The 25,478-nt window shown below is 46.7% G+C and carries 23 protein-coding genes, 1 riboswitch and 1 other annotated feature; of the genes, 5 read left to right on the top strand and 18 right to left on the bottom strand.

Annotated elements, in window-relative coordinates; all coding sequences use genetic code 11:
- Positions 1-4: 4 nt before the first annotated feature.
- From BLP92_RS05415 to BLP92_RS05380, 8 genes are all read right to left on the bottom strand, one after another.
- Positions 5-781 carry a prepilin peptidase gene (locus tag BLP92_RS05415; protein ID WP_090841375.1) on the bottom strand — a complete coding sequence of 259 codons (777 nt, stop codon included), beginning with the start codon at positions 779-781 and terminating at the stop codon, positions 5-7.
- Between the two features lie 1,388 nt (positions 782-2,169).
- The gene (locus tag BLP92_RS05410) at positions 2,170-2,727 is read right to left on the bottom strand and encodes a prepilin-type N-terminal cleavage/methylation domain-containing protein (RefSeq protein WP_342028376.1); all 558 of its coding nucleotides are present in this window, start codon (positions 2,725-2,727) and stop codon (positions 2,170-2,172) included.
- A riboswitch (cyclic di-GMP riboswitch) is annotated at positions 2,707-2,789 on the bottom strand. Its footprint overlaps the gene before it by 21 nt.
- A 149-nt stretch (positions 2,790-2,938) precedes the next feature.
- Positions 2,939-4,144 (bottom strand): type II secretion system F family protein, encoded by a 1,206-nt coding sequence (locus BLP92_RS05405; RefSeq protein ID WP_090841373.1) that lies wholly within the window; start codon positions 4,142-4,144, stop codon positions 2,939-2,941.
- Between the two features lie 15 nt (positions 4,145-4,159).
- On the bottom strand, positions 4,160-5,191 hold the full coding sequence (locus BLP92_RS05400) for a type IV pilus twitching motility protein PilT (protein WP_090841808.1): 1,032 nt from the start codon (positions 5,189-5,191) through the stop codon (positions 4,160-4,162).
- Between the two features lie 13 nt (positions 5,192-5,204).
- On the bottom strand, positions 5,205-6,866 hold the full coding sequence (locus BLP92_RS05395; protein ID WP_090841371.1) for a GspE/PulE family protein: 1,662 nt from the start codon (positions 6,864-6,866) through the stop codon (positions 5,205-5,207).
- 26 nt (positions 6,867-6,892) lie between these two features.
- Positions 6,893-8,980, bottom strand: coding sequence for a VanW family protein (locus BLP92_RS05390; RefSeq protein ID WP_090841369.1), 2,088 nt, complete (start codon positions 8,978-8,980; stop codon positions 6,893-6,895).
- A gap of 11 nt (positions 8,981-8,991) precedes the next feature.
- Positions 8,992-9,561 carry an ICP22 family protein gene (locus tag BLP92_RS05385; protein WP_139148919.1) on the bottom strand — a complete coding sequence of 190 codons (570 nt, stop codon included), beginning with the start codon at positions 9,559-9,561 and terminating at the stop codon, positions 8,992-8,994.
- A gap of 276 nt (positions 9,562-9,837) precedes the next feature.
- Positions 9,838-11,031, bottom strand: coding sequence for a bifunctional folylpolyglutamate synthase/dihydrofolate synthase (locus tag BLP92_RS05380; protein ID WP_175444185.1), 1,194 nt, complete (start codon positions 11,029-11,031; stop codon positions 9,838-9,840).
- 87 nt (positions 11,032-11,118) lie between these two features.
- On the opposite strand from BLP92_RS05380, the gene BLP92_RS05375 reads away from it, so the two are divergent.
- Complete coding sequence (locus BLP92_RS05375) at positions 11,119-12,009, top strand: ATP-grasp domain-containing protein (RefSeq protein WP_090841362.1); 891 nt, start codon at positions 11,119-11,121, stop codon at positions 12,007-12,009.
- Positions 12,006-12,833 (top strand): ATP-grasp domain-containing protein, encoded by an 828-nt coding sequence (locus BLP92_RS05370; RefSeq protein ID WP_175444184.1) that lies wholly within the window; start codon positions 12,006-12,008, stop codon positions 12,831-12,833. Before BLP92_RS05375 ends, BLP92_RS05370 begins: the two co-directional genes overlap by 4 nt.
- Positions 12,834-13,304: 471 nt before the next feature.
- Here the strand turns inward: BLP92_RS05370 and BLP92_RS05365 are convergent, their stop codons facing one another.
- Genes BLP92_RS05365 through BLP92_RS05345 form a run of 5 tightly spaced genes read right to left on the bottom strand, consistent with a single transcriptional unit; the run spans position 13,305 to position 16,598 of the window.
- The gene (locus tag BLP92_RS05365) at positions 13,305-13,931 is read right to left on the bottom strand and encodes a response regulator transcription factor (RefSeq protein ID WP_090841358.1); all 627 of its coding nucleotides are present in this window, start codon (positions 13,929-13,931) and stop codon (positions 13,305-13,307) included.
- Positions 13,928-14,947, bottom strand: a complete 1,020-nt coding sequence (locus tag BLP92_RS05360; protein WP_342028375.1) for a sensor histidine kinase — start codon at positions 14,945-14,947, stop codon at positions 13,928-13,930. The genes BLP92_RS05365 and BLP92_RS05360 overlap by 4 nt, the downstream gene beginning before the upstream one ends.
- Positions 14,944-15,669 carry a cell wall-active antibiotics response protein LiaF gene (gene liaF, locus BLP92_RS05355; protein ID WP_090841356.1) on the bottom strand — a complete coding sequence of 242 codons (726 nt, stop codon included), beginning with the start codon at positions 15,667-15,669 and terminating at the stop codon, positions 14,944-14,946. The genes BLP92_RS05360 and liaF overlap by 4 nt, the downstream gene beginning before the upstream one ends.
- A 46-nt stretch (positions 15,670-15,715) precedes the next feature.
- On the bottom strand, positions 15,716-16,309 hold the full coding sequence (locus tag BLP92_RS05350) for a hypothetical protein (RefSeq protein ID WP_090841354.1): 594 nt from the start codon (positions 16,307-16,309) through the stop codon (positions 15,716-15,718).
- Positions 16,302-16,598 (bottom strand): lmo0954 family membrane protein, encoded by a 297-nt coding sequence (locus BLP92_RS05345; RefSeq protein ID WP_244516665.1) that lies wholly within the window; start codon positions 16,596-16,598, stop codon positions 16,302-16,304. Before BLP92_RS05345 ends, BLP92_RS05350 begins: the two co-directional genes overlap by 8 nt.
- A gap of 168 nt (positions 16,599-16,766) precedes the next feature.
- On the opposite strand from BLP92_RS05345, the gene modA reads away from it, so the two are divergent.
- Positions 16,767-17,522, top strand: coding sequence for a molybdate ABC transporter substrate-binding protein (gene modA / locus BLP92_RS05340; protein WP_175444183.1), 756 nt, complete (start codon positions 16,767-16,769; stop codon positions 17,520-17,522).
- 334 nt (positions 17,523-17,856) lie between these two features.
- On the opposite strand, the gene dat is transcribed toward modA, so the two are convergent.
- The 4 genes from dat to BLP92_RS05320 all read right to left on the bottom strand — a co-directional run bounded on the left by dat (position 17,857) and on the right by BLP92_RS05320 (position 23,100).
- Positions 17,857-18,708: a D-amino-acid transaminase gene (dat, locus tag BLP92_RS05335; protein ID WP_090841348.1), complete on the bottom strand. Its 852-nt coding sequence runs from the start codon at positions 18,706-18,708 to the stop codon at positions 17,857-17,859.
- Positions 18,709-18,720: 12 nt separating this feature from the next.
- A complete protein-coding gene (locus BLP92_RS05330; RefSeq protein ID WP_090841346.1) occupies positions 18,721-21,366 on the bottom strand; it encodes a valine--tRNA ligase in 2,646 nt (881 codons plus the stop codon).
- A gap of 65 nt (positions 21,367-21,431) precedes the next feature.
- Positions 21,432-21,674, bottom strand: a binding site (T-box leader).
- Between the two features lie 126 nt (positions 21,675-21,800).
- Complete coding sequence (locus tag BLP92_RS05325; protein WP_090841344.1) at positions 21,801-22,277, bottom strand: NUDIX hydrolase; 477 nt, start codon at positions 22,275-22,277, stop codon at positions 21,801-21,803.
- Positions 22,278-22,497: 220 nt separating this feature from the next.
- Positions 22,498-23,100, bottom strand: a complete 603-nt coding sequence (locus BLP92_RS05320) for a hypothetical protein (protein WP_244516663.1) — start codon at positions 23,098-23,100, stop codon at positions 22,498-22,500.
- A gap of 127 nt (positions 23,101-23,227) precedes the next feature.
- On the opposite strand from BLP92_RS05320, the gene BLP92_RS05315 reads away from it, so the two are divergent.
- Together BLP92_RS05315 and BLP92_RS05310 are read left to right on the top strand one after the other, a co-directional pair.
- Complete coding sequence (locus BLP92_RS05315; protein ID WP_090841342.1) at positions 23,228-23,659, top strand: hypothetical protein; 432 nt, start codon at positions 23,228-23,230, stop codon at positions 23,657-23,659.
- 12 nt (positions 23,660-23,671) lie between these two features.
- Entirely contained in the window at positions 23,672-25,195 is a 1,524-nt protein-coding gene (locus BLP92_RS05310) for a DUF4179 domain-containing protein (protein WP_090841340.1), read from the top strand.
- Here the strand turns inward: BLP92_RS05310 and BLP92_RS05305 are convergent.
- On the bottom strand, positions 25,192-25,431 hold the full coding sequence (locus BLP92_RS05305; RefSeq protein ID WP_090841338.1) for a hypothetical protein: 240 nt from the start codon (positions 25,429-25,431) through the stop codon (positions 25,192-25,194). The two genes, BLP92_RS05310 and BLP92_RS05305, sit on opposite strands and share 4 nt — an antisense overlap.
- Positions 25,432-25,478: the final 47 nt, after the last annotated feature.

The raw sequence follows: 25,478 nt of genomic DNA, 5'->3' as shown, positions 1-25,478 counted from the left end.
TTTCTTAAAATAAGTTTATCAGTCCTGTAAGTATGCCCAGATAAAAATGAATAAGGTCTTCTCCAATAAAATAGGCAGCAAGGGCCCCTATGGCAATAAACGGACCGAACGGCACCTCCGTTTTTCGTCCCCAGCCTTTCCAGATCATACCGATCACTCCAGCAAGCAGACCGATGGCTGCAGCCAGAAATAAAGAGAGGAACATATTCGATAAGCCCAGCACCAGACCTATAACCCCGTAAAGCTTAATATCGCCTCCGCCCATGCCTCCCTTGGAAACAACTGCCACCAGCAGCAGTAATAAAAAGCCCCCTGCCCCGCCTGCAAAAGCATCCCACCAAGGATCTAGCGGCGCGGCAGTTAAGCGAAGCAGAAGCAGCGGCAGGAGAAAAAAGAGCAGCACTTTATCCAGGATGAGGCGGTAGGAAAGATCGCTTACGCTGATTATTATCAATAGTGAAGCAAATAACACTGCGACGATTGTTTCTGCAGAAAACCCGAACACGTGAAAGCTCCACACAAATAGAACTCCAGAGGCAAGTTCGAACATCGGATAAATAAGGGAGACTTGTTCCCCGCAGGATCTGCATTTCCCTCGCAGCAGTATGTAGGATACTACCGGGATCAGTTCCCAGGGTGAAAGTGTGTGGCCGCAAGCGGTGCAGTGCGAGCGCGGATGAACGAGTGATTCTTTCTGCGGCAGCCGCAGACCGACGACGTTATAAAAAGATCCGAGCACCAGCCCGGCAAGAAAAAAATATATGTACCAAAAGATGTCCATCCCCGCCAGCTCCAAACCGAACATTCTGTATTCTTTTACACTTATGTTTTATTATAGTCTTTTTGCCGGAGGGAAGAAACCATTTTCTCTAAAAATTGACAGGAAGAAACGCGGTTTTGTGCAGGTAGAAAGGAATGGTTTTTTAGGGAGGATGCTGCACTTCTGTTATTAATTTTTCTGAAGGGGTTTTTCAACCTAGTAATTAAGAATTTAATTGATTTAAGATGATTGGGACTGCTTGTATTGTAAGTTTGGTTAAGGTGAATGATTTCACTTCAGACGGACGCTTTCCGCGGTGCTTGTCTTCAACTAATTCTTCCTGCGCTCTGCGCTGTCAGAATGGATTTTCAGACTTCGCTTCATCACCGTAGGAGTCGCCGTCTTTCGTTTCAATCATTTTACTTTGGTAATCAGAATGTAGAGTTTCAAAGGAATGATCAGTACAAACAACGGGGTATAAATTAATAAAAGCAACTTCACTTAAAATAATCTACTTTTATAACAGAAATAGAAGTGGAATATTTATTTCATTCCGGAGGCCGTTGATAGAAATTAGCTGAATCCTTCCAGATCAGTTTCTTATGACAATAACAGGTGATTATACAGAATGACCTTTTGTTTTTTTAATACTTTGAGCAATTTTATCTTTAAAAAATAATTGACTCAAGTTGATTAGGATTGTATAAATAGTGCGTTTGGTTAAGGTGAATGATTGCACTTCAGACGGACGCTTTCCGCGGTGCTTGTCTTCAACTAATTCCTCCAGCGCTCTGCGCTGTCAGAATGGATTTTCAGACTTCGCTTCATCACCGCTGGAGTCGCCGTCTTTCGTTTCAATCATTTTACTTTGGTAATCAGAACTTGAAAGATACTATAAAGAAGGATTACAAAGCAGCAGTACACTAAATTATGAAGATAGTTTTTATGAAGAAGCCGGTTTAAGAAATTAGCTTTCTTAAAAAATCTCCTAGAAAATGATTTTGGAATTAAAGAAAAACCAACATTGATTTGCTTCTATAAGATCGAAAGTTTCTTGCAACAAATCATCCATCTTTCTTTATTTGTATTTAAGGTTACTATAACTAAATTCAAATAATAAAAAGCAGCCCAATTTCTACTGGACTGCTAAATCTAAGTGAATCAATTTCATAATTGTTTATTAAGTTAAGTATTAACGAACCAAAGTTTAGAAAGAAGATATCCGAAGTGAAAGACGGTGACTCCCGGAGGATCAGCGCAGTCTGAAGATCCAATAGGCTGAGGGTTTTTCTCGGCCTATTTAGCTGAAGACAAGCCCTCGGGAAAGCATCCGTCTATAACGTAGGATACTCTGATACTTATATCTTATAACCTAAACTTATCATGTGAAAATTAATTAATAGTTTAAATTAATTCCCATCTCCGGAGGCTGGAGTTGCATCAAAGTAACTTCTACCAGCACTACGAATATTTTCTATATTACCTGTTAAAGCTTTTCTTGTTCCATTATTTAGATTAACTTCATAATTTCCATCTACATATGTCACTTCTGCAGGACTATAACTGCCACCATCTGGATCCTCTAATTCTGACTCTAAATATCCATTACTTACTAACACCGCATCAGTTACAGTTCCATCCCCGTCAAAAATACTTTCATCACTCACCACGGCAAGCCTCGCTGCACTAACTAGTGCCTCTGCATTGGCAATGTGTGCATCTTTCTTCGAGTTGTCAATAATCCCACCAATCGCCGGGATTGCAATTGCTGCGATGATTCCTAAGATGACGATTACTGCGAGTAACTCAACGAGCGTGAAACCCTTTTGCTGTTTTAACAGCTTCTGCATTTTCTGTTTCATGTTTCTCATTTTCCATCTCTCCTCTTTTTTCAAAATAGTGAACAATATAAAAATAAGTACAAAAAAACCGACTTCCCCCATCATCATGGAATAAGCCGGTTGCACTACTCGCTCCTCTCCTATCAAGTGCCCAGATACAATAGGAATTTCATCGCTCTTATCATACTATGTTCTCTAAAGTGTATAAGTAATTAGAGCTGAACGACAGGTACAAACTACCTATTTCATCATGATTTCTTACTATTCTATCATGAATATTACTCTCTTATCAACTTATACATACTATATACCCACAACTTTCACCCTTGAAACTATTTTACTGTATAACTTCAAAAACTTCGAACATTGGAATGGCAATAGCTGCGACGATTATCCCAACAACCACTGACATAAGTACTATAAGTGCAGGTTCCAGCAAGCTTTTCATTTGATCTGTCGCCTGGTCCACTTCCTGCTCGTAAAAATCAGCTATTTTTCCAAACATCTGATCCAGCGTTCCTGTTTTTTCTCCCACGTTCACCATCTGTGTGACAAGCGGGGGAAAAATCCAGTGGCTTTTCATCGGGGTGGTTAATGACTCTCCTCTTTCCAGTGACTGCCGGGAGTCGCGGATCACTCTTGCCAATACCTCGTTTCCTACGACCCGCTCTACGATGGAGGTTGCGTGCAGCACGGGCACGGAACTGGCAAAAAGAGAGCTCCACGTGCGGCTCATTCTTGCAAGTGCTGCCTTTTGAAGCACGCTGCCGAGTACCGGAAGGCGGAGCAGGGCATAATCCAGATAATATTTTGCCTGCGGGTTTTTCTTCACCGCACCAGCTGCTGCTGCGATCAATATAATCAGAGGAAACACCAGCCAGTAAAGTTCTGTGACGATCATTCCTGTCTGCAGCACCAGGTTGGTAATCCAGGGAAGGTCCGAGCCAAAGCTTGCGAACATGTCGACAAACGTCGGTACTACCACCGCCAGAAGAAAGATGACAACGGCAAAGGCGACAACACTTAAAATAATCGGATAGGAAACAGAGGAAATCACTTTCTGACGGAGCCGGTACTGCTTCTCGTAATAAAAAGCAAGCCGGTCCATGACTTCATCCAGGTCTCCCGCTGCTTCTCCCGCTTTAATCATGTTCGTCATTAGAGCAGGAAACATGTGGCGGTGTTTTTCAGCTGCGGCAGAAAAGGGAGTGCCTCCGCGAATATCTTCCTCCATTGTTCGCAGCGTGTCCTTCCATATTTTATTCTGCATTTGGTCTGCCAGCAGCTGGATACTTTCAACTAAAGAAATTCCTGCCTGCAGCAGCGTTGCCATCTGCCGTAAAAAAAGCACGAGGTCTTTCGGCCTGGCTTTCTGAAACAGCTTAATATCCTGATACAGCCAGCCTTCCAGCAGATTTATTTCTTTCGGATAAATCTGTTTTCGTTCGAGTTTTGCGCGGATGTCTGTTTCTGTGGCTCCTTTTATTTTTCCCTGGACAGGCACTCCGCCGCCGTCCCTTCCGTAGTACTGATAAAATGGCATGCGGTTCCCCTCCTGTTAATCTGTAAGAAAATAAGCAGCAGCTTCCTGATTTACTGCTCCCTGCTGCAGCAGCTGTTTTATAGACATTTCCATCGTGTGCATTCCCTGTGCTTTTCCCGTCTGGATCACACTTGGAATCTGATGGATTTTTTCGTTTCTGATTAGGTTTTTTACGGCGCTGTTATTAATTAAAATTTCGGTTGCCGCCCTTCTCCCGCTTCCATCCGGTGTTCGCAGGAGGCGCTGGGAAATCACGGCGTTCAGAACCGCAGAGAGCTGGATACGAATCTGGTCCTGCTGTTCCGGCGGAAATACATCGATAACCCGGTCAATCGTAGAAGGCGCGTCAGAGGTGTGCAGCGTTCCCAGCACGAGATGGCCGGTTTCTGCTGCGGTAATCGCTGTACTGATCGTTTCCAGATCTCTCATTTCCCCGACAAGTATCACGTCCGGATCCTGCCGCAGCGCTGCGCGGAGCCCGTTGGCAAAGCTTTGGGTATCAAACCCGATTTCCCGCTGATCAATTAAAGATTTATTATGCGTATGTAAATATTCGATCGGATCTTCCAGCGTAATAATATGTCTGTTCATTTCCTCGTTCATATAGCGGATCATTGCCGCAAGCGTTGTCGACTTGCCTGAGCCGGTCGGACCGGTCACTAGCACGAGTCCCTGCGGCTTTCCTGCGATTAACTTCAATATCTCCGGCATTTTTAAATCTTCGATAGAAGGGATGTGCGTAGGAACGACCCGGATCGCAAGGCTTATGCACGAACGCTGGTAGTAAGCGTTTACCCGGAATCGGGACAGTCCCCGGACTGCGTAGGAAAAATCAAGTTCTCCCCGTTTTTCAAATGTACTCCACATTGCTTTTGGAATCATTTCTTTCGCGACCGCTTCAGTGTCAGCAGGTTTTAAAGCAGCCTTTTCTCTTCTCGTCAGTTCGCCGTTCAGACGCAGTGCGGGCGGAGTCCCCACAGTTAAATGAATATCAGAAGCTCCCATATGAAAAGCTTCTGTAAGCATATTATCTACTTCCTGCCCCATCTGTATCCCTCCATTAATCATCACTTGCCACCCGGAATACTTCCTCCATTGTGGTAAAGCCTTGTTTCACTTTAAAGAACCCATCATCCTTTAAAAAAAGCATATCTTTTTCCAGCAAATATGCTTTAATCACCGAAACTGCTTCCTGATTTAATACGAGCCGGCGTACTTCGTCATCGATGGAAAGAAGCTCATGTATCGCCATTCTTCCTTCGTAGCCTGTCTCGTTACAGTTTTCGCATCCTGGCCCGCGGTAGAGCACTTCCGCTTTTATTCCTCTTTCTTCGAGCGCCTGCAGCTCTGTTTTCGTTGGTTCATATGAGGTTTTACAATGAGTGCAGATCTTTCTCACCAGGCGCTGGCTGACAATACCGCTTAAGGAAGACATGACCAAATACGGTTCCACGCCCATATCTATCAGCCGGGGGATTGTCGCGATGGCACTGTTAGTATGGATCGTGCTCAGTACAAGGTGACCCGTGAGAGAAGCACGGACAGCAATTTCTGCAGTTTCACTGTCTCTTATTTCTCCTACCATTACTAAATCGGGATCCTGGCGGAGAATCGCCCGAAGCCCGTGTGCAAAAGTTAAACCGATTTTTGGATTTACCTGCACCTGGTTGATTCCTTCGATTTGGTATTCCACCGGATCTTCCACAGTAATTACATTCATTTCTTCGTTGTTTCTTTTATTCAGCGCCGCGTAAAGCGTAGTTGTTTTCCCTGATCCGGTCGGGCCGGTAATCAGCACCATGCCGCCCGGGCGGTGAATTAATTCCTGGAACACCGTTTGATTAATCGCATTAAAATCCAGGTCCTCCAGGTTAATCTGCGCCTGATTCATATCAAGGATCCGGATAACAATCTTTTCTCCGAAAACCGTTGGCATGGAAGAAACACGTAAATCTGCACGCGTTCCCTGCAGGGTCACTTTCACCCGACCATCCTGCGGCAGCCGCGTTTCTGTAATATTCAGGTTAGCCATAATCTTTACCCTTGCTACCATTGCATTGTGGTGCTGTTTGGCAATTGCACGTTCCGTAAACAGAATGCCGTCAATCCGGTAACGAATGACGATTTTCGTCTCCTGCGGATCGATATGAATATCACTCGCTTTTTTCTCCAGCCCTGTCACGAGTGCCTGGTTGACCATTCTGATCACCGGCGCATCCGTTTCATCATCGGCTATCTGCGTGTTTACATTTAATTCTTCCGGGTCTTCCACTTCCAGATCGCTTACTTCCTGTTTGTTTCCATAATACGTTTTAATCGCTTCCTGGATTTCTTTATAGCTGGCAATCACCGGCTCTATTTCAAAACCAGTGGCCATCCGAAGATCGTCCAGCGTGAAATAATCCATCGGATCTGCCATGGCCACTATCAGACGTCCATCTTTTTTATCGATGGGAAATACGCTGTTGCGTTCTGCGAATTCGAGTGCCGTGAGTTTTGTCAGCTGCGAATCAATCGGGTAGCTTTTCAGCTTAACACGTGGAATGTTCAGCTGAAATTCCAGCACTTCCAGCAGCTGTTCTTCTGAAATAAGCCCTGCCTCTTTCAGCGCATCCCCAAGCTTTTTATTTCCTTTATTCTTTACCGTTTCTTCCACCTGGTCTTTCGTCAGCACATTCGCTTCTACCAGTATATCTCCAAGACGCCTGCGGTTTTCTTTCATCGGATGCTCTCCTTATTCAGCAGTTTTTACTCTCCTTTGACAGGAGGAGCTTCGCCGTTTCCGTTATATCCCGGTATTCCAGTTCCTGGTCCTCCAGGATAGCCCGGGATGCCGTCGCCATTATATCCTGGGTAGCCTCCTGGCACAGTGCTGTCACCGCCTGGAAAGCCGTCTCCGGTACCATTGCTTCCGCCGTACCCTGGCACACCATTTCCTGTTCCGGCTCCATCATGATAGCCCGGAATGCTTTCTCCCGTATCTCCGTTGTACCCAGGGAATTCTCCCCCAGATCCGTTACTGCCGCCGTACCCGGGAAAGCCGCTCCCCGGTCCAGCGCCATCATAGCCCGGGAATCCTTCTCCCGTTCCGCCGTCATATCCTGGGAAACCGCTGCCGTTTCCACTGTCATCATACCCGGGGAAACCGCCAGGCTGCGTACCGCTGCCTCCGTCGTAACCAGGAAAACCGCTGCCTGTTCCATTGCTGCCGTCATATCCCGGAAATCCCGGTCCGGCGCCTCCGTCGTAGCCAGGATAACCGTTTCCTGGTCCATTGCTGCCGCCATACCCTGGAAATCCTCCGCCGGGGCCGTTCCCTCCATCATACCCGGGGAAACCGCCACCGGGGCCTCCGTCATACCCTGGGTAGCCGTTACCTGTACCGCTGCCAAAGTCGAAGCCGTTGTTTCTGTCAAACTCAAAGCCGCTGCTTTCCTCCCGGCCGTTTTCTTCCAGCCATTGATCATAATTGCCGGGGCTTCCTTCATCCAGCCAGTCTTCAAAGTCGTCTCCGCCGCCATTATTCATCCAGTTTTCATAGTCTTCCTGGTCCATCCCGCCGTTGCCATTCCACTGATCTTCCTGCCATGGAAATTCATCTGCGGGCTCCTCTTCTTCCGGTTCACGGACGTTAATATCCCGTTCTTCCAGCACGTGGAAAGGAGCATAATAATCCTCTGCCAGTAGCTGGACCGCAGACTCTTCCAGATCGCCGGCATAAGAGATGGTGCGGACAGTTTCTACTCTGAACCCTTCTTCACCGGCTTCTACGGTGTCTCCGGAAATTTCTTCCTCAGTTTCTGTGTTTGAGAAGGAAGACATATCAGAAGAAGCTGTTTCCCCTTCTTTCGTATAAATAATTCGCCTTTCCGTACCTAAACGATCTGTTTCTTCTACAGCTACTTCAATATTATAAGGAAATTCGTAGCCGTACAAACTGACTTCCAAATCACTGCCATTCGTACTTACTTCTAATTCATAATTGTAATCATTGGGATTATAAAACTGAAAATCCTTTGCATCCACTGCGATATGAGCATCGAACCCGGCAGGCACAATGTCCAGCAGCGCGTGACGCTGATGGCGCTCCTCAATTGCAAAATTAGTAGAAGCAACCGTTTCAAACACAGCAGAACTGATTGCAGCCAGTACTTCTTCCTCCACCAGATCACCGGCAGATAAATCCAGCTCCTCCAGCAAAGAAAAATTAGATTTGCTTTCAATGGTTACACTGCTTAAACTTCCCAAAATTTCTTCTACTCCCGGAGTCACAATCCCGCTGCGGGAAGCCCCATGAATATAAACTTCCTGCGGGCGCTCCGTTTCTATCAGATACGGATGAAGCATTAAGCTGATGCCATCCTCAGGCAGCGTTCCCGCTTCCTCTTCCAGCGCCGCAGCCAGCTCCTCTGTTCTCACTGCTCCTTCGGCATTATTATTATAAAAGAATTCACTGAGTGCTTCCTCTAATCTGCCGTGATTTACTGTAACGGCAAGATCTGTTTCCGTGCGGCCGCTTTCCATTACCTCATCAATGGTGGATTCCACTGAAAAATTTACCGCTTCCGGGGGAACAGGCACTTCCATATCAAACCAGGTTACTGCATAATAAGAATCCGTTTCCCTTTCTTCCATCGATATATTGACAGCATCGATTGCTTCTTCCCGGTCCATATTGGAAATGTCCACGCCGGCAACACTCGTCTCTTCCGGAAAGCGGGGCTCCTGAAACGCTACCTGGTACATAAGCAGACCAGTATAAGCAAAAATAAGTATAAAAGTTACACTTCCTGCAATTACAAGGAAGGACGCTGCAAACCATTGTCTTGTTGTCATTCCTGCTCCTCCTATCGTTCGTCTTCCAGCTGTTTGAATAAACGCTCTCTGCGTGAAAGTGCTTCCTCCTCAGCCTCCGGGGATCCTTCACGCTCCTCTGTATGTTCTCCGCGGTCCGTTCGTTCCGGCAGATCTTCTGTATCTTCCTCTTCGCTTTGTTCGTCTATGTCTTCTCCCTGCAATGGCTTTCTGGAAGCGTCATAATAATAATTTTCTTCCTCCAGCGCAGCGTTTTCTTCTTCAGGATTTTCTGCTGTATCATTTCCCTGATTCTCTTCCTGCGGCGCTGCTGTTTTCTCCGCCTGCACTTCATTTTCAACTTCATCCGGTTCCTCAAGCGCATCCGGATCTCCTTCAGGAATATATCTGGAGACTGCAAAAGCAGTAACGAGTATTACGAGTGCAAGACTTCCGAGTACAAAAGGCCAATAAAAGTTTTCCAGTGCCCAGTATCCCCCGAGAGAGAATAAAAAAGCGACACTTACTAACAGCGTTGTCATTTTTCTCGTAAATACGGAAGGGATCAGCAGCATAATTCCTAGTAATAATACAAAAGCGATAGTAATAAAGATATACATCAAAGCAAACAAGCCTCCTGAGCTGTCATATACTTGCATAGTTATTCCTATTTTAGCGCAGTAAACAAGGTAAAGATAGATTTTTCCTTAAGAAAACTCCCAGAAAAATCTCTTTCCTGTAAAAAAACAGGGTGAACCAAGAAGGCTCCTGCATCCAGGAATACCGCTCTTCGGCTTGTATCAAGTGGCTTCACAGAACTAACCGAACGTCAGCGGAAAGATTTTCCCGCAGCTCATGAAAAAGATAGAGCAGCAGTCACATCTTTCCTTTCCCGGCATTTACCGAATACTTTTAATAAATCGGATAAAATCGTGGGAACCTGTGATCACAAGCAGTTCTCCGGCAGTGCTGCTGTTTATCCAGTTTTCGATCCAGTCAGCCGGCGATGTTACTACATGTAAATGAGGAAATTTTTTCTTCCATTCCTCTTTTGTCATTCCCCGCGGGTCCGGCATTTCACTGACAAATACGGTCCCCTGCTTTTCCCACTGGCGGATCATGTCAGCAACTGGCTTATCCCGCATCACAGCAGTTAAAAAAGTAATCTTCTTCCCCTTCGGAAGACTTTGCATCATTGCTTCTACTGCTTCTTTGTTGTGTGCAGTATCCAGATACACATTCTCCGCAAACGGCTCCCAGCGCCCCGGCAGAGAAGCTTGTTCCAGATCTTCTTCATATACCTTTGTAATATAGGAGGCTGCAGCAATCGCAGCGATTGCGTTACGCGCCTGATGAGCTCCCGGTGCAGGAAGATGGATTGTTTTTCCTGATGTCAGCAGTATGTTCGGCGCTTTCCAATCACAGTCCTGAGAAATCGGCTCCCATAACGCACCGATTTTTTCTGCCTCTTCCGAAAGCCAGGATTCTGCTTCTTTATCACACGCAGAAATACAGGGGACTCCTTTTCGCATAATTCCTGCTTTTTCTCTTGCTGCTGCTTCTCTCGTCCCGCCGAGAAATTCTGCATGATCTGTACCGATCGATGTCAGCACCACAGCGCGCGGCGCATGAACAATATTCGTAGCGTCCCGTTTTCCTCCCATGCCAGCTTCGACAAGGAATACATCTGCTTCCGCGATCTCCGCTGCTATTACGAATGCGGCAGCAGTCAGCAGTTCAAACGGGCTGACCATTTCCTTTCTTTCGTTTTCCACTTTTTCCACGGCAGGCATGATCCGTGCAACTGCTTCTGCAAAAACTGCTTCTGTGACCGGTTCCCCATTCACCAGCACCTGCTCATGTCTTTCCCCAAGCGAAGGCGTCATAAAGGCAGCAGTTGTTTTTCCTGCTTTTCGCAGCATTGTTTCCATATAAACGACGGTGGAGCCTTTTCCGTTTGTTCCTGCTACGTGAATGACAGGAAGCGTATTCTGCGGCTCTCCCAGCTCCTTCATTACTTTTGTGATTCTATCCAGCGTATAAGCGATTCCTGCGTCTTCACGCGCTGTAAATACTTTATCTGCTTCAGTCATACTGCAAAGCTCCTTTTCCAACATTGCTTTTTGTACGGATTAATGAAAAAATCTAAGTACATCTATTATACATAAGGGAGTCTGGTTATGACGACACGTTCGTGCTGGCTCGTCTATAATGGCGGGCTTTATACTAAAAAATTTCAGGACTACGAAGCGCTGATGCGGGAGGCGGCGGAAAGAAACGGCCTAGAGCTGTGCGCACTGGCGAATGATTCACTGCTCGTTTCCTCTGAAGGAGTTATTTCCCTCAAAGAAAAACTGCCGGTACCGGAGTTTGTACATTTTGCGGATAAAGATCTTTTTCTGGCAGAAGCGCTGGAACAAGAAGGACACCGCCTCTATAATTCTTCCCGGACCATCGCTTTGTGTGACGATAAGCGGCTCATGCACCAGACGTTTCAGGCGTCAGGGGTGCCGCAGCCGAAAACAATTCTCGCGCCGATGGCATATGCGAATATCGGACGTAAGGATTTTGGTTATTTAAATGAAGTAACGAAGCAGCTGGGGCTTCCTTTAATTGTGAAAGAAGCATTCGGCTCGTTTGGTGAACAGGTATACTGGATAGAATCAATGGAAGATTTAACTGACATGGCCCATAAACTGCAGGGAACCCCGCATATTTATCAGCAGGCGGTGACAAGCAGTTTTGGGAAAGATGTGCGTCTGAACGTCGTAGGAAACCAGGTGGTTGCAGCAATGAAGCGTGTTTCCGCAGATGATTTCCGGGCAAACGTCACCGCTGGCGGCAAGACAGTTCCTTATACGCCTTCACCGGAGCAGATTTATACGGCCATAGCTGCAGCGCAGGCGGTAGGGGCAGATATGGCAGGCGTCGACTTATTTTTAAATGATGGGCCGCCGCTCGTCTGTGAGATTAACTCGAATCCGCACGTGCGGAGCATTATTGAATGTACAGGAATTCATGTGGAAGATGCGATGATCAAACATATGCAGCGAGGGGGAGACAGAAAATGATCGGATGGCTTGTTTACAAGGAAGAAGACCGCAGGAGAAACGGAAGATTTATTCAGTGGATGCAGGAGGCTGCAGAGCAGGAGAACATTGAGCTGGATGTTGTCACGTATGAAACGCTCGTCATGACACTTTCCGGAAATGCTCCTCTTTTCCACAGCAGGAGAATACCTGATTTTCTCATTATCCGCACATGCACCCCCTGGCTGAATGAAGCTGCAGAAATCCGCGGGATCCGGGTCTTCAACCGTGCCAATGTAAGCAGAATTGCAAATGACAAACGGCTCAGCCATGCGTTTGTAAACACTCTCGGAGTGCCGATGCTTTCTTCTACGGCAGCACACCGGGATGCCCTGACAAGAATAAGCCCTTCCTACCCATACATATTAAAAGACCCGCTCGGGCGCGGCGGGACCGGCGTAGAATGGATATCACGCCCCCAGCAGCTGTATATGAGCCGCAGAAAAAATGATCTGCTGATGCAGCCTGTCGGCGGCCAGCGCGGAAAAGACGTGCGCGTGTATATTGTGGGAGGAGAAATTGTTGCAGCAGTGCTGCGCGAATCGGAAACAAATTTTAAAGCGAATATTTCAGGCGGGGCCGCTGCTTCGCTGTTTCACTTGAAAGAGCAGGATATCACGATCGTCCAAAAAATCACCCAAGCACTTCCGATCGACTTTGCAGGCATTGATTTTCTCCTCGCAGAAGATGGAAGCCTGCTGTTTAACGAAATGGAAGACGCTGTCGGCTGCCGCAGTTTATACATGAACAGTGATATAAATATTGCAGAAGTATTTTTAACTTATGTAGCGGAGGAAATGAGATAATCCTTGAGAAACATTTAAGGCTGTTGAAAAAGTGATTTTTCTAAAGAAGTATATGATTTTATGCTTTTGTCTCCGAAGAGTAGCTTTCAGGAGGGAACTCTCTCAGCTAACCTGCCTCCTTAAAAGAGGAGCATGGCTTCACGCAGCCAAATTACTGGAAAGCAAAGAGCTCTTTCCAGTAATTTCAAGATCATTGGCTGGTTTCGCACATGCTTACTATATCTTCCCAGTAAGAACGCCTGAGAAGATATAAGAATCGTTCTTCATCCTCCAGGAGTCGACTCTTCTGCGCCTGCAGCATAATTAAGGGAGACAATGGTTTTTATACAAAACCACAGAGATATGAACACTTTTTCTTCATAAATAACTTTTCTCCATCGCGCTCGGCGGTGACAGCGGGATTGAAGCGAAGGAGAACCCAATAAATAAAAGTCATAAATATACAATATCTTTTACTTTCCAAACAGCCTTTTAAAACATTTTCTGTTTCAGTGCATAAATAACTGCCTGCGTGCGGTCGTGCACATCCAGCTTCATTAAAATATTGCTCACATGTACTTTTGCAGTTTTTACGGCAATAAATAATTCATCTGCAATTTCCTGATTGGATTTTCCATCCGCCATCAGCTTCAGTACTTCTCTTTCCCGCTCCGTAAGCGCATCGTGCTTCTGCTCTTTCGGCTTCCGCATCTTTGTCATCACTTTCGTCGCTACAGCCGGTTCCAGCACAGACTGCCCTTCATATGTATCCCGGATCGCTTTGGCTATATCTGCAGCGCGCGAAGTTTTCAGCATGTAGCTGAATGCACCCGCTTCGAGTGCAGGATACACTTTTTCATCATCTAAAAAACTCGTCATAATCAGCACTTTCGCTTCCGGATTTGCTTCTACAATCAGCTTAGTTGCTTCGATCCCATCCATTGGCTCCATAACAAGGTCCATCAGCACAACATCCGGCTGATGCTCTTCCACCAGCCTGACTGCCTCGGCTCCGTCGCTTGCTTCAGCAACTACATCTATATCCGCCTGGGCCTTCAAATACGCTGCTACACCAATCCGCACCATCTCATGGTCATCTGCAAAAACGACTCGAATCATAGTTCTTCCCCCTCTACCAGTATTGGTATCTGCACATCTATTCGTGTCCCTTCCCCCGGGACGCTTACGATGCGCAGGGTCCCGCCTACTTCCTCTGCCCGCTCTTTCATGGTCGATAGTCCATAGGATCCGTAGGCAGATCCCTCAACCTTAAAGCCCTTTCCGTTGTCTATAACCTGAAGGATCGCTTTTTTATCTCGCTGCAGCAGTGTCACTTTCATTTCCCCTGCATCTGCATGGCGCAGGCTGTTGGAAACTGCTTCCTGCAGAATACGGAATAAGTGATCTTCCACCCCTTTATCCAGTACCACTTCTTCAATCGTTGTTTCCACCGACAGAGGCACCTTCTGCTTTAATTCGCTTAGCAGCTCCTGCATTCCTTCCTGCAGGGACTTTCCTTTGAGGGCCGCCGGCCGTAAATGCAGCAGTAAAGCTCTCATTTCCAGCTGGCTCTGATTAATCATTTTCTCTACCAGCGCAAACTGCTTTTTCGTTTCTCCATTCAGCTCGTTTGTTTCGTTAATCGCTGCGGCAAGCATAGACGCAGCAAACAACTGCTGGCTGACTGAGTCATGCAGCTCCCTGGCCAGCCGCGTTCTTTCCTGCACCACTACTTCCTGCAGGCTTTTTTCTCTTTCCGACGCTTTTTCAGAAGCAATCTGCTGGGAGCGCTGGGTCTGTTTCGCCAGCTTTTCCTGCAGCTGGTCAATTTTCTGCAGCAGAGTGTCTTTTGATGTTATTTCCGGCATCGTGCCTTTCATTGCGTCATCCAGCCGCCTGCCCACCTGCTCGGCGGTTTTTTTCCACTGGGCCTGGACAATCAACCCGGTAAACAAAGTGACCATGATGAGCACTGCTGCCAGAAACGCCGGATACGGGAGGCCGTAGACGGAGGTCATCCATAATATACTCCAGACCGGCGGCGGAAACAGCAGCAGCGTTATCCCTGCCACGACCAAAAATGCAGCGGTAAAAAGCATACTGAGCAGCATTACCAGCTTTGTGGGAGTCATCATACCCGCTTCACCTCCACATCGCCGGAGATGACGGTAGTGATTATTTTCACCCGCATTTTCGCCGCTGCATAGTCTTGCGTTTCATACATGACTGTTTCATTCAACAGTTTATGCTCCGGCTCCGAAAAAATCTGCAGCCTCCCGTACATCGCGCTGTGCACGATCTGCAGATCAAGATCATACGGCACAAGAATTGTTACAGGGCCAATCAGATGGCGGATGGAAACCACAGCAGTGTCCCGGATGACCGTATTGCTTAAGTCAATCACTTTGCTGCCGATTCCCGTCTGTATATTGATATCCCGCCACTGATACGGCTCTTCCTGTGTCGTCTGTGTTCCAATCAGCCGGTGCGGCAGCAGCGTGGAGGACTGGATCACACTTTTCTTTTGGGCAAGGGAATCGCTCATCTGCGGTGCAATGACCTGCGGCTCCTTTTTCTGCTTTTTATATTCAAGAACGAGCAGTACAAGGAAGGCTATGACAAAAAACTGGACTGCAAACAAGCTCAGCACCTGGATCACAAAACCGATAATTCCAATCCAGCAGATGAGCTTGCCGACAGAAGTTTCATACTGCTTCCAGCCAATGTACATCATAAATATAAGAATGGCGACTCCGATGATTCTGCCGGAGCCGCTTCCTAATAATTCTATTACTAAAAAAAGAAGGGAGAGCAGGATAATCAGATTCAATCTTCTCGTTGGAATATCTCGTACCATGGCTGCCCCCTCCTCTACTTTTTTTACACTATTTGCATTTTATCACTTATTTCATATAATCGGCAGGGTTTTCTTTCGGTGCATGCCTTTTTTCCAGCAGCAGCAGCTGGCGTTCCAGATCGTGCATATCGCCTGGCGATTCTGCCTCCGGCGCTGCAGGAGCTTCTTTTCCCGCATTCATAGCGCGCATTTCCTGACGGAGCGAAGCCGCTTTTTCTTTCCCCTGGATTTCCAGCTGCTCCAGCTTCCGCTCCTTCAGCTGATGAGTCATTTCCTGAAACATATGCTCCAGTTCCATTTGCTGCTCTTTGGCTGCGTGGATCATCCGCTCCAGTCTTTCTCCCTGCTTCTCATAGGCCGCAAGATCCTTTTCCGCAAATTCAGCGAGCTTTTCTTCTCCCTCTTCTTTTGCAAGGTGCAGCTGTCTTTTGCGTGAAGCAATCATGACATCCACTTCGTCTTTTTCTTTTTCAAACTGGCGGATCAGCTGCTTCTGCTCCCGCAGCTGTCTGTCAATTTTGCCAGCTTTTTTTTCCTGTTCATTCGACTGGGCTTTCACTGCTTCTTTAACGGAAGTGCCGCTTAACTTTTCCATATCTTCTCTAATCGTCTTTGTGAATCTTTCCCATACGTTACTCATATACTCGTGCTCCTTTTTTATTATTGTCATCCCAGCTGCGGTAAAGTACATACAAGAAATAAATTGCCAGTACGCCGACAAGTGCGGTGATATTGCTGAGTGTCATGCTGAGCACCATCACGCCGATAATGATCCAGACAACTTTCCCCGCGGTGGACTCCGCCTTCATGAACTGTTTGTAGATAAGATAGAGAAGCCACGCCCCCACTGCGAACAAAATCATCGGGCCAAGGTTTGCCAGTGCGACAATCACCAGAACAATTGCGGCTAAAAACAGTAAGAATTTCATCATCATTTCCTCCTTTGTTTCTTTCTGTCTTTATCTTACTTTCTCCCGCAATTTCAGGTAACGAGCCTTCGCCGTATTTGTTTCTAAGCCCGGAGTCTTAGAAGGTGTTAGCCAAATTAATTTTCGTACGCTAAAATAGACAAAGATATACTTATTGGAGGGAACATCGTGAAGAAATTGTTTTTGTTCGGGGTGCCGGGATTGCTGCTCACCGGCTGCGGAAACGCAGAAGAAGCGGTGGAACTGCACATAGCGGCAGCGTCTGATTTGTACCATGCCTTTTCAGAACTGGGGGAGAATTTTGAAGCGGAATATAATATAGAAATCGTTTTTTCTTTCGGTTCCACGGGGCAGCTCACCCAGCAGATAGAACAGGGTGCAGACTTTGATATTTTTGCCGCAGCGCATGAATCCTACATAGACCGCCTGATCGAGTCAGAAGATGTGCTGGAAGACTCTAGGCAGCTGTATGCAGAAGGTTCTCTTGGATTTTTATATGACGAAGAAATGTACGATTCTTTCAGCCCGAAAGACCTTCTTTCCGAGGACGTGCAGCAGATAGCGATCGCAAACCCTGGGCACGCGCCGTATGGAAAAGCCGCGCAGGAAGCACTGGAAACATGGGACATGTGGGGAGAAATTGAAGAAAAACTCGTCTATGCAAACAATATCCGGGAAGCCCTGCAGTTTGTAGAAACCGGCAATGTGGACGTGGGGATCGTCGCAACTGCGCTCTCGATGCAGTCGGAGCTTTCCTATACGCCGATAGATTCATCTGCCCACGAGCCGCTGCTGCAGGCGCTGGCGGTACCTGTACGAAGTGAGCATCCGGAGGAAGCAGCGCTGTTTATAGAGTATTTGTTTTCTGAAGAGGGGCAGGACGTGATGGAAGCTTATGGATTTGTGCTTCCGGAAGAAGAGTAATTCAATTATCTACATTGGGGTTTTTTTCTCCACATACTTTTAATAAATAAACACAATCCGCCACTCCTACAGGAAAATTTAAAATAAGAGTAAATGCAGCTGAAAAAATGAATTCCCGGGATTTCCTCCTTTTAAAAATGAGTAAACTTCTTCAGCGCGTGAGTAAAGTGGCTGCACGGGAGTAAACCTGATGAAAAATGAGTAAATCCTCTTAAAAATGAGCAAACCCCCGTGACGCGGGAGTAAATTACAGCTTTAGTACAGCACGCTGTATTTTTTCCATACGAAAAGACCCGCACAGCCACTGAGATAAGCGGCTGTGCGGGTCTTTCTTTTATAAAGCTTTCTTCGCCATTTGTTTTCTCTCCTGAAATGCCGTATACAGCTGATCGATCACTGTGCGCTCTTCAGAAAGTTTTTCTCCATCGACAGAAGATACTTTCAGTACTTCCATTGTGGTAGAAGTTAAAAACACTTCTTCTGCATTTTTCAGCTCTGCGAGAGAAAATGTCCGCTCTTCCACCGGGATTCCCAACTCATCGGCTAAATCGAGCACTACCTGTCTGGTGATGCCGTGCAGAATCCCGTTTGTGGCAGGATGTGTCTGCACTACGCCGTCTTTTACACAGAAGATATTTGTACTGGAACCTTCCTTGACGATTCCTTTTTCCACAAACACAGCTTCATGCGCTCCTGCTTCATAAGCCTCCTGTTTTGCCATCACGTTTGGCAGCAGGTTCAGCGACTTAATATGGCAGAGTTTCCAGCGCACGTCTTCCGTCGTGATGACAGGCACTCCTGCAGCCCGCTTCTCCTCGCTTACTGTACGGGCGTTTTTCACAACGATGGAAATCACAGGGGAACTCGGTTCCGGAAATTGATGCTGGCGCAAAAAAATGCCGCGTGTAATCTGCATATAAATTTCCGCTTCCTTCAAGCCTGATTTGTCCAGCGCTTCCAGTGCGATCCGCTCTATTTCCTCGATTGGATAAGGGAGCGGCATCTTTATTGCTGCTAAGCTTTTTTCGAGTCTTGCCATGTGCTCCGGCATCGTAAATGGCTTTCCGTCATAAATACGAATGACTTCATAGATCCCGTCTCCAAACTGGTGCCCCCGTTCCTGAATGGGGATGACCGCTTCGTCTACGTCGACGAAACGATCCTGATAAAATGCAATTTCAGGCATGATACTGCCTCCCTAATTTTTCAGTTCTTCTAAACGGGCAAGTACTTTCTCCCGCTGTTCTGCATAATCTTTTTCTTTCGCACGCTCTTCATCGACTACTTTCTGCGGTGCTTTCGCGACAAAGCCTTCATTGCCGAGCTTTTTCTGTACGCGGGTTACTTCCCCGTCCAGACGTTTTACTTCTGCTTCCAGACGCTTCACTTCCGCGTCCAGATCCAGCAGGCCTTCGAGCGGCATGTAAAGCTCCACGCCGGAAAGTACCGAGCTCATCGATTTTTCAGGCGCTTTTAAATCTGTGCCGAGAACAAGCTCCGATGGATTACAGAACTTTTCAATATACGCTCTGCCGCGCTCCAGCTGATCCAGTACCTGTGTGGAATCGGCTTTTACCTGCAGCGTAATTTCACGGGACATCGGAACGTTCAGTTCTGACCGGGTATTTCTTACCGACCGGATAATTTCCTGCAGCAGCTGCATATCCTTGACTGCCTGTCCGTTCGAATGTTCATTTTCCTTCGGCCAGGAAGCAACGGTAATCGACTCGCCTTCATGCGGCAGGTGCTGCCACACTTCTTCGGTAATAAACGGCATAAACGGGTGCAGGAGACGCATCGTCTGATCGAGCACGTACGCTAGCACGGAGCGGGTCGTATGCTTTGCTTCCTCGTCTTCCCCGTTCAGCGGCAGCTTGGCCATTTCAATATACCAGTCGCAGAAATCGTCCCAGATAAAGTTATACAGGGCACGCCCGACTTCCCCAAATTCATAGGCATCAATATATTTTGTTACGTGCGCAATCGTTTCATTCAGACGGGTTAAAATCCATTCATCCGCAATTGACTTTTTCCCGGAAAGATCAATTTCCTCATGTTTCAGGCCGTTCATGTTCATCAAAGCAAAACGGGAAGCGTTCCAGATTTTATTGCCGAAGTTCCAGTTAGCTTCTACCTTTTCCCAGTAGAAACGCAGATCCTGTCCCGGCGAGCTTCCGGTCGACAGGAAGAAACGAAGCGCATCTGCACCGTACTTGTCGATCACGTCCATCGGATCAACACCGTTGCCGAGGGATTTACTCATTTTTCGTCCTTCTGCATCCCGCACGAGTCCGTGAATCAGCACGTCTTTAAACGGACGTTCATCAGTGAACTGCTTTCCCTGGAAAATCATGCGCGCCACCCAGAAATAAATAATATCGTAGCCTGTTACCAGCGCATCTGTCGGATAATAGCGCTGAAAGTCCTCGGCATTTTCGTCCGGCCAGCCCATCGTAGAAAACGGCCAGAGTGCGGAAGAGAACCACGTATCCAGTACGTCCTCATCCTGCTCCCAGTTTTCCATATCTGCAGGAGCTTCTTTTCCTACAAATATTTCGCCTGTTTCTTTATGGTGCCATGCCGGGATACGGTGTCCCCACCAGAGCTGGCGGGAAATACACCAGTCCCGGATGTTTTCAATCCAGTGCATGTACGTCTTTTCAAAACGGTCCGGCACAAAGTTTACTTTTTTCTCCTGCTTTTGCAGCTCAATCGCCTGCTCGGCAAGCGGCCCCATCTTTACAAACCACTGCGTGGAAAGGTAAGGCTCCACTACGGCACCGCTTCGTTCAGAATGGCCGACACTGTGATCGTGCTCTTCAATATCGAAAAGAATGCCTTCCTCCTGCAGATCCTTTACGATCGCTTTCCGGCATGCAAAGCGGTCCATTCCTTCGTACTTTCCAGCAAGCTCGTTCATAACGCCGCCTTCATCCATCACGAGAATCCGCTCCAGATCATGGCGGTTGCCGATTTCAAAGTCATTCGGATCGTGCGCCGGCGTGATCTTTACAGCACCGGAACCAAAATCCATATCTACATAATCATCGGCAACGATCGGAATTTCTCTTCCGACTACTGGAAGGACTACTGTCTTGCCGATTAGGTGCTTGTACCGCTCATCTTTCGGATGCACTGCCACTGCCGTATCTCCGAGCATCGTTTCCGGACGTGTGGTCGCTACTTCAATATGGCCGGAGCCGTCTTTTAAGGGATATCGCATATGATAAAATGCGCCTTTTACGTCCTGGTAAATAACTTCAATATCAGAGAGGGCCGTTTTTGTGGACGGGTCCCAGTTAATGATGTACTCACCGCGGTAAATCAGTCCTTCTTCATACAGACGCACGAAAACTTCGCGCACCGCATCCGAAAGCCCTTCATCCAGTGTAAAACGCTCTCTGGAGTAGTCGAGGGAAAGTCCCATTTTCGCCCACTGCTCCCGGATAAAAGAAGCATACTCCTCTTTCCACTCCCAGCTTTTTTCAAGGAACTTTTCCCGTCCCAGGTCATAGCGGGAAATTCCCTGTTCCTTGAGTTTTCCTTCTACCTTCGCCTGCGTGGCAATACCCGCGTGGTCCATCCCTGGAAGCCAGAGTGCGTCATACCCCTGCATCCGCTTCGTGCGGATTAAAATATCCTGGAGCGTCGTGTCCCAGGCGTGCCCGAGATGCAGCCGTCCTGTTACGTTCGGCGGCGGAATTACCACCGTGTAAGGTTCTTTCTCCTTGTCTCCTGTAGCTTCAAAGAATTTTCCGTCCACCCAGTACGGATACCATTTTGCTTCTGTCGCCTGCGGATCATATTTCGGCGGCATTGAAATTTCCTGATTCAGCTCTGCCATGCTGTTGACCTCCCAATATGCTTTTTAAATAATTTGATTTTAAACACAACAAAAAACCCTCTGCGTCAAAGGACGAAGAGGGTTAGAATCCTCGCGGTACCACCTTTGTTTACTGAAACGGGAATCCTCCCGTCTTCAGTACACTCCCGGCCGTAACGTGGCTGACTCGTCCACAGCTACTGCATTCACTGCGGCTGCTCCGGGGCGACCTTCAGAATTTCCTTCCGGGACAATCTTTCAGCGGCATGCAAGCCGATCGTCCTCTCTGTCAGAATTCCCTTCCTACTCTTCCCCATCCAAGCATTTATTCTGCTTCTAGTTTACAACGCTGGCTTGAAAGAATCAACTGCGAGGAAAATAAAACTCTTTTTTAATATAGCAGCTTCGTATTGCTGCTCCACTTTTGGCGAATAATCATTTTGCAGAAAGTTAAATTATTTATCCAGCAGTCCTCTCTGCTCTCCGTGTTTATCAAACAAAGCGAGAAAATGCTTATGTGACGGCCGCAGCTCCTGTGGAAGCGCAGTGATTGGAAAATAGCGGAGTTCCAGCGTTTCTTCGTCTGCATCGTTTAACGGCTGTCCCGGGTCCTTACACGTATACAGTCCGGTTACTGCATAATAAGGATCTCCATTCGGCGCTTCCACATAGTAATCCTTTCCGGAAAACACCCCGAATAAATGCATCTCTTCCTCCGGCAGCTTTACCCCAGTTTCTTCTTCTGTTTCTCTCAGCGCCGTTTCCAGATAACTTTCCCCGAGTTCCATTAGTCCTCCCGGCAGTCCCCAATGTCCATCGTTTCTTTTTTGCAGCAGAATATCGTTTTCCGCCGTATGTATAATAACCGCCGCCCCCGGTAAAAGCAGCGGCTCTTTTCCTACGTGTTTCCGCATATTTTCAAAATAACTCATACATACACCTCCTGTAAATATTGTAGCGGAGAATGGAGAAAATTTATAGAAAATGCATTTCATGCTTCCTTAATGGTTGATGTTTAAGGGTTGATAATGTTCCTTATTGATAATATGAGAAAACTTTGCTGCACTCGGCAGGGAGAAAACCTCTAGCTTGCACAGGCCTTCAACGAGCATGAGAATAAAAAACTTCCTTTGAATTTTTATAAGCGCGTTCTTATGTTTCACCTTCAATAACGGTCTCCACTTCCCATGCGTAAACATTTATTACCTCGTTGACCGCCTGTCTCGTCTGGTAATCATCTGTCGTATAAGGAATGGTAAGTGACTTCTCGCCATCTGAGAAAGTATAGGATAATACCTCCCGTGATCCTTCTCTTTCGACTCTGGATACATACACGACATTATCCCACGCCAGGCTCTCTTCCGACATACTCCAGAAAGAATTTACCTGCACCCCGTGTTCGTCAAGATACGCATAATGATAGATAGATAGCACGAATATCGGCAGTGCCAGGAGCATTAAAATGATATGCAGTCCCGACAACCAGTCTTCCCGCTTCTTTCGTTCAAAAATAACTTTCGCTGCAAAAAGTGAAAAAAGACAGACCGCAAGCCAGATCATGCCTGCTCCAAATCCGAGATAGGCTTCCCGCGGACGGATAAAGGACCAGTGGCTGCGGGAAAAGAAAAGCAGATCCTGGATCATCATTACCGCAATGAACGGCACGAAAAATGCCATGATCATTAACAGCGGCCCGGCAGTGAGCACGTAAGGCAGAAGTGAATTTGCATCTGCTTCTTTCAAACGTTTCAGCATATCAACCCTCCTAGTTTCTTCCTGTTAAAAATACGATGCTGGCAGAGTATAGGTTTCATGTGTAAGAAAAATGCACCTGAAACTAATTTAAAGTTATGATATGGTAATTAAAAGGGAGGAATTACAAATGCCGGTAAATGAATTACTCTGTACAGATTTAATAGAAAGTACGCTGGAAACTCTTACAGCATGGACAGAAGAAAATAAAGCTGCACTTACTGGGATTGCATTCGCCTATGGCCTCGAAAACGAACTGGAAACCAGGCTGAAAATGTGGCTGGAGCATTGTCTTGCCAATAAAAATAAGCTTCCAGAAGATACAGAAGCTTATTTATGGAAAACGTTTCTCCAGGAGTGTGCCATCCATGACAGCATCCCGAATGCAGGGGAAAGAGAGAAGCTGCAGGTCCTGGATGCTGAAAAGAAAGCAGATTTAATTGCTTACAGCTATGGAGAGCTGTCTATGAATCTGGCCGCCCGCATCAGCAATAAAACAGAAGAATTGCTGGAGGAAGAATTGATACGCTCGATCCGATACATACAGGCTTGTTATAACTAAGGGAGGGATCGCATGGACTGTTCTGTCTGCCAGAAAAAAATACTTACTTATCTTACTGGTCCTGACTCTGCATCCGACATTACAGGACACCTTAATAGCTGTCCTTCCTGCAGGGAAACACTGGAAGAAGTGAAAACACAGCTGCAGTCGTTTCAAAAAGAGGCACAGTCTGTTCCACCTCCTTCCATAAAAGTGAAGGAACTGATGCAGAATGAAGAGCTACAGAAGCCGGAGAAAAAACCTTTTTATCTGTGGAAAAAAATTGCAGCTGCAGCGGTACTTCTGCCTGCAGGTTTCACTGCTGCCTTATTCGCTTCCGACTCCTTTTACTACTGGGTCGGAGACCGCACCCCGCTAAGCTACGATCCACTGGAAAGACTCGTAAGCGATGGTTATGCCCTGCAGGTGAATGCAGAGGAAACAACAGAAGAGATCCGCTTTGAGATAACGGAAGTTGTAGCGGATGAAAGCCAGCTGCATGTGTACTATGAGTCAGAACATGTAACTGAAGAAAATCACTACGTCCCCGTCTCACATATCGAAGGATTTAACATTACAAACAAGGAAGATATTTGGGATGTTTCACCGGAAAATGACCATGAAAGGTTTATTCATATTGAAAACCACACAATACTCGAAGAAACTGAGGAAGGAGTGACGCGTGGACGCTTTGCTTTTCCTGCACCAGATGTGGAAAACGGCGTGCTGCAGCTGCACATAGATACTTTTGTTTCTTATGAGTTATTTTCCCAGGAAGAGCCGCTGCCCGCCGACATATCACTGGAAGTGCCTTTCGAAAGAAAAGAGAGCACACGCTATGATCTGCATGATACAGAGTTACTCCTTCATGACGATATTTCTTATATTTTCGAACAGATGAAAGTCGGCCCTGCTGCCACCACTTTAGTTTACCGGCTCAGCTCAGAGACGTGGGAAAATGATCTGAGCTATCATCATCCCGCAGCGGTTCAATCCGGCGGTTTTACAGGCGAAATGATCAGCCAGTACAGAAATGAATATATGGTTACATATGAGTCATTATTTTACGGAGAAATGTCTGCAATCGAATTTCAGTTTGATGATTTTCTGGTGACTGATTTGAATTTCTATGAAACTGAGCTGGATTTCAATGATCGAGATACAGTTACTGTCGATACCGCTCTCGGGGAAGCAATAATTGAACAAACCGCTGAAACACAGCTCACCGCCTTCTCCCCCGACAAAGAGAATCTGGATACAGGGAGCCTTCATCTGGATATTACAAAACGGGAAGAAAGCCTGGACCGTGCAACAGATCATCAGGAAAGCTTTCTCTCTGACAAACATCACGAAGTTTATCCCCTGGAAGAATTGACCCACCATGTATATGAAGAGCTGGAAGCGCCGCTGCAGCATGAGAATGAAGTCATTTTCGAAATTGGAAGCAGTGACTTAACAGACCTCAAATTAAGTTACTATGGTTACAGCGAACGATTCCCCATGGAAGAATCTATTACTATCCAGCCGAGGAAAATAGATTCATTGGAGAGTGATTAAGACAATGCAACGTTGTACCTGATCATCTGTAAAACGATAAAAAGCGTTCCAGCAAAAAGAATAACACCTGCGATGCGGTGATTACGCATCCATTCTCTCCTTCCTATCACAGCGAACAACAAGCTCTGGAAAATACCAAGGCTCACAGCCGAGATGGTATTCGGTTCATTATTTATACTGTAAAACCCAGTGAAAATTACAAGGAAACTGATGATAATAATAAGTATTTCAAACATCGCAGAACCTCCTTTTGGGTATTATAAAGACCATCCCCAGCAAATTA

It is taken from the genome of Alkalicoccus daliensis, assembly GCF_900103955.1.
Lineage (GTDB): Bacteria > Bacillota > Bacilli > Bacillales > Salisediminibacteriaceae > Alkalicoccus > Alkalicoccus daliensis.
Note: the sequence above shows the minus strand (reverse complement) of the source record. Positions and strands in the feature narration are given on the sequence as shown.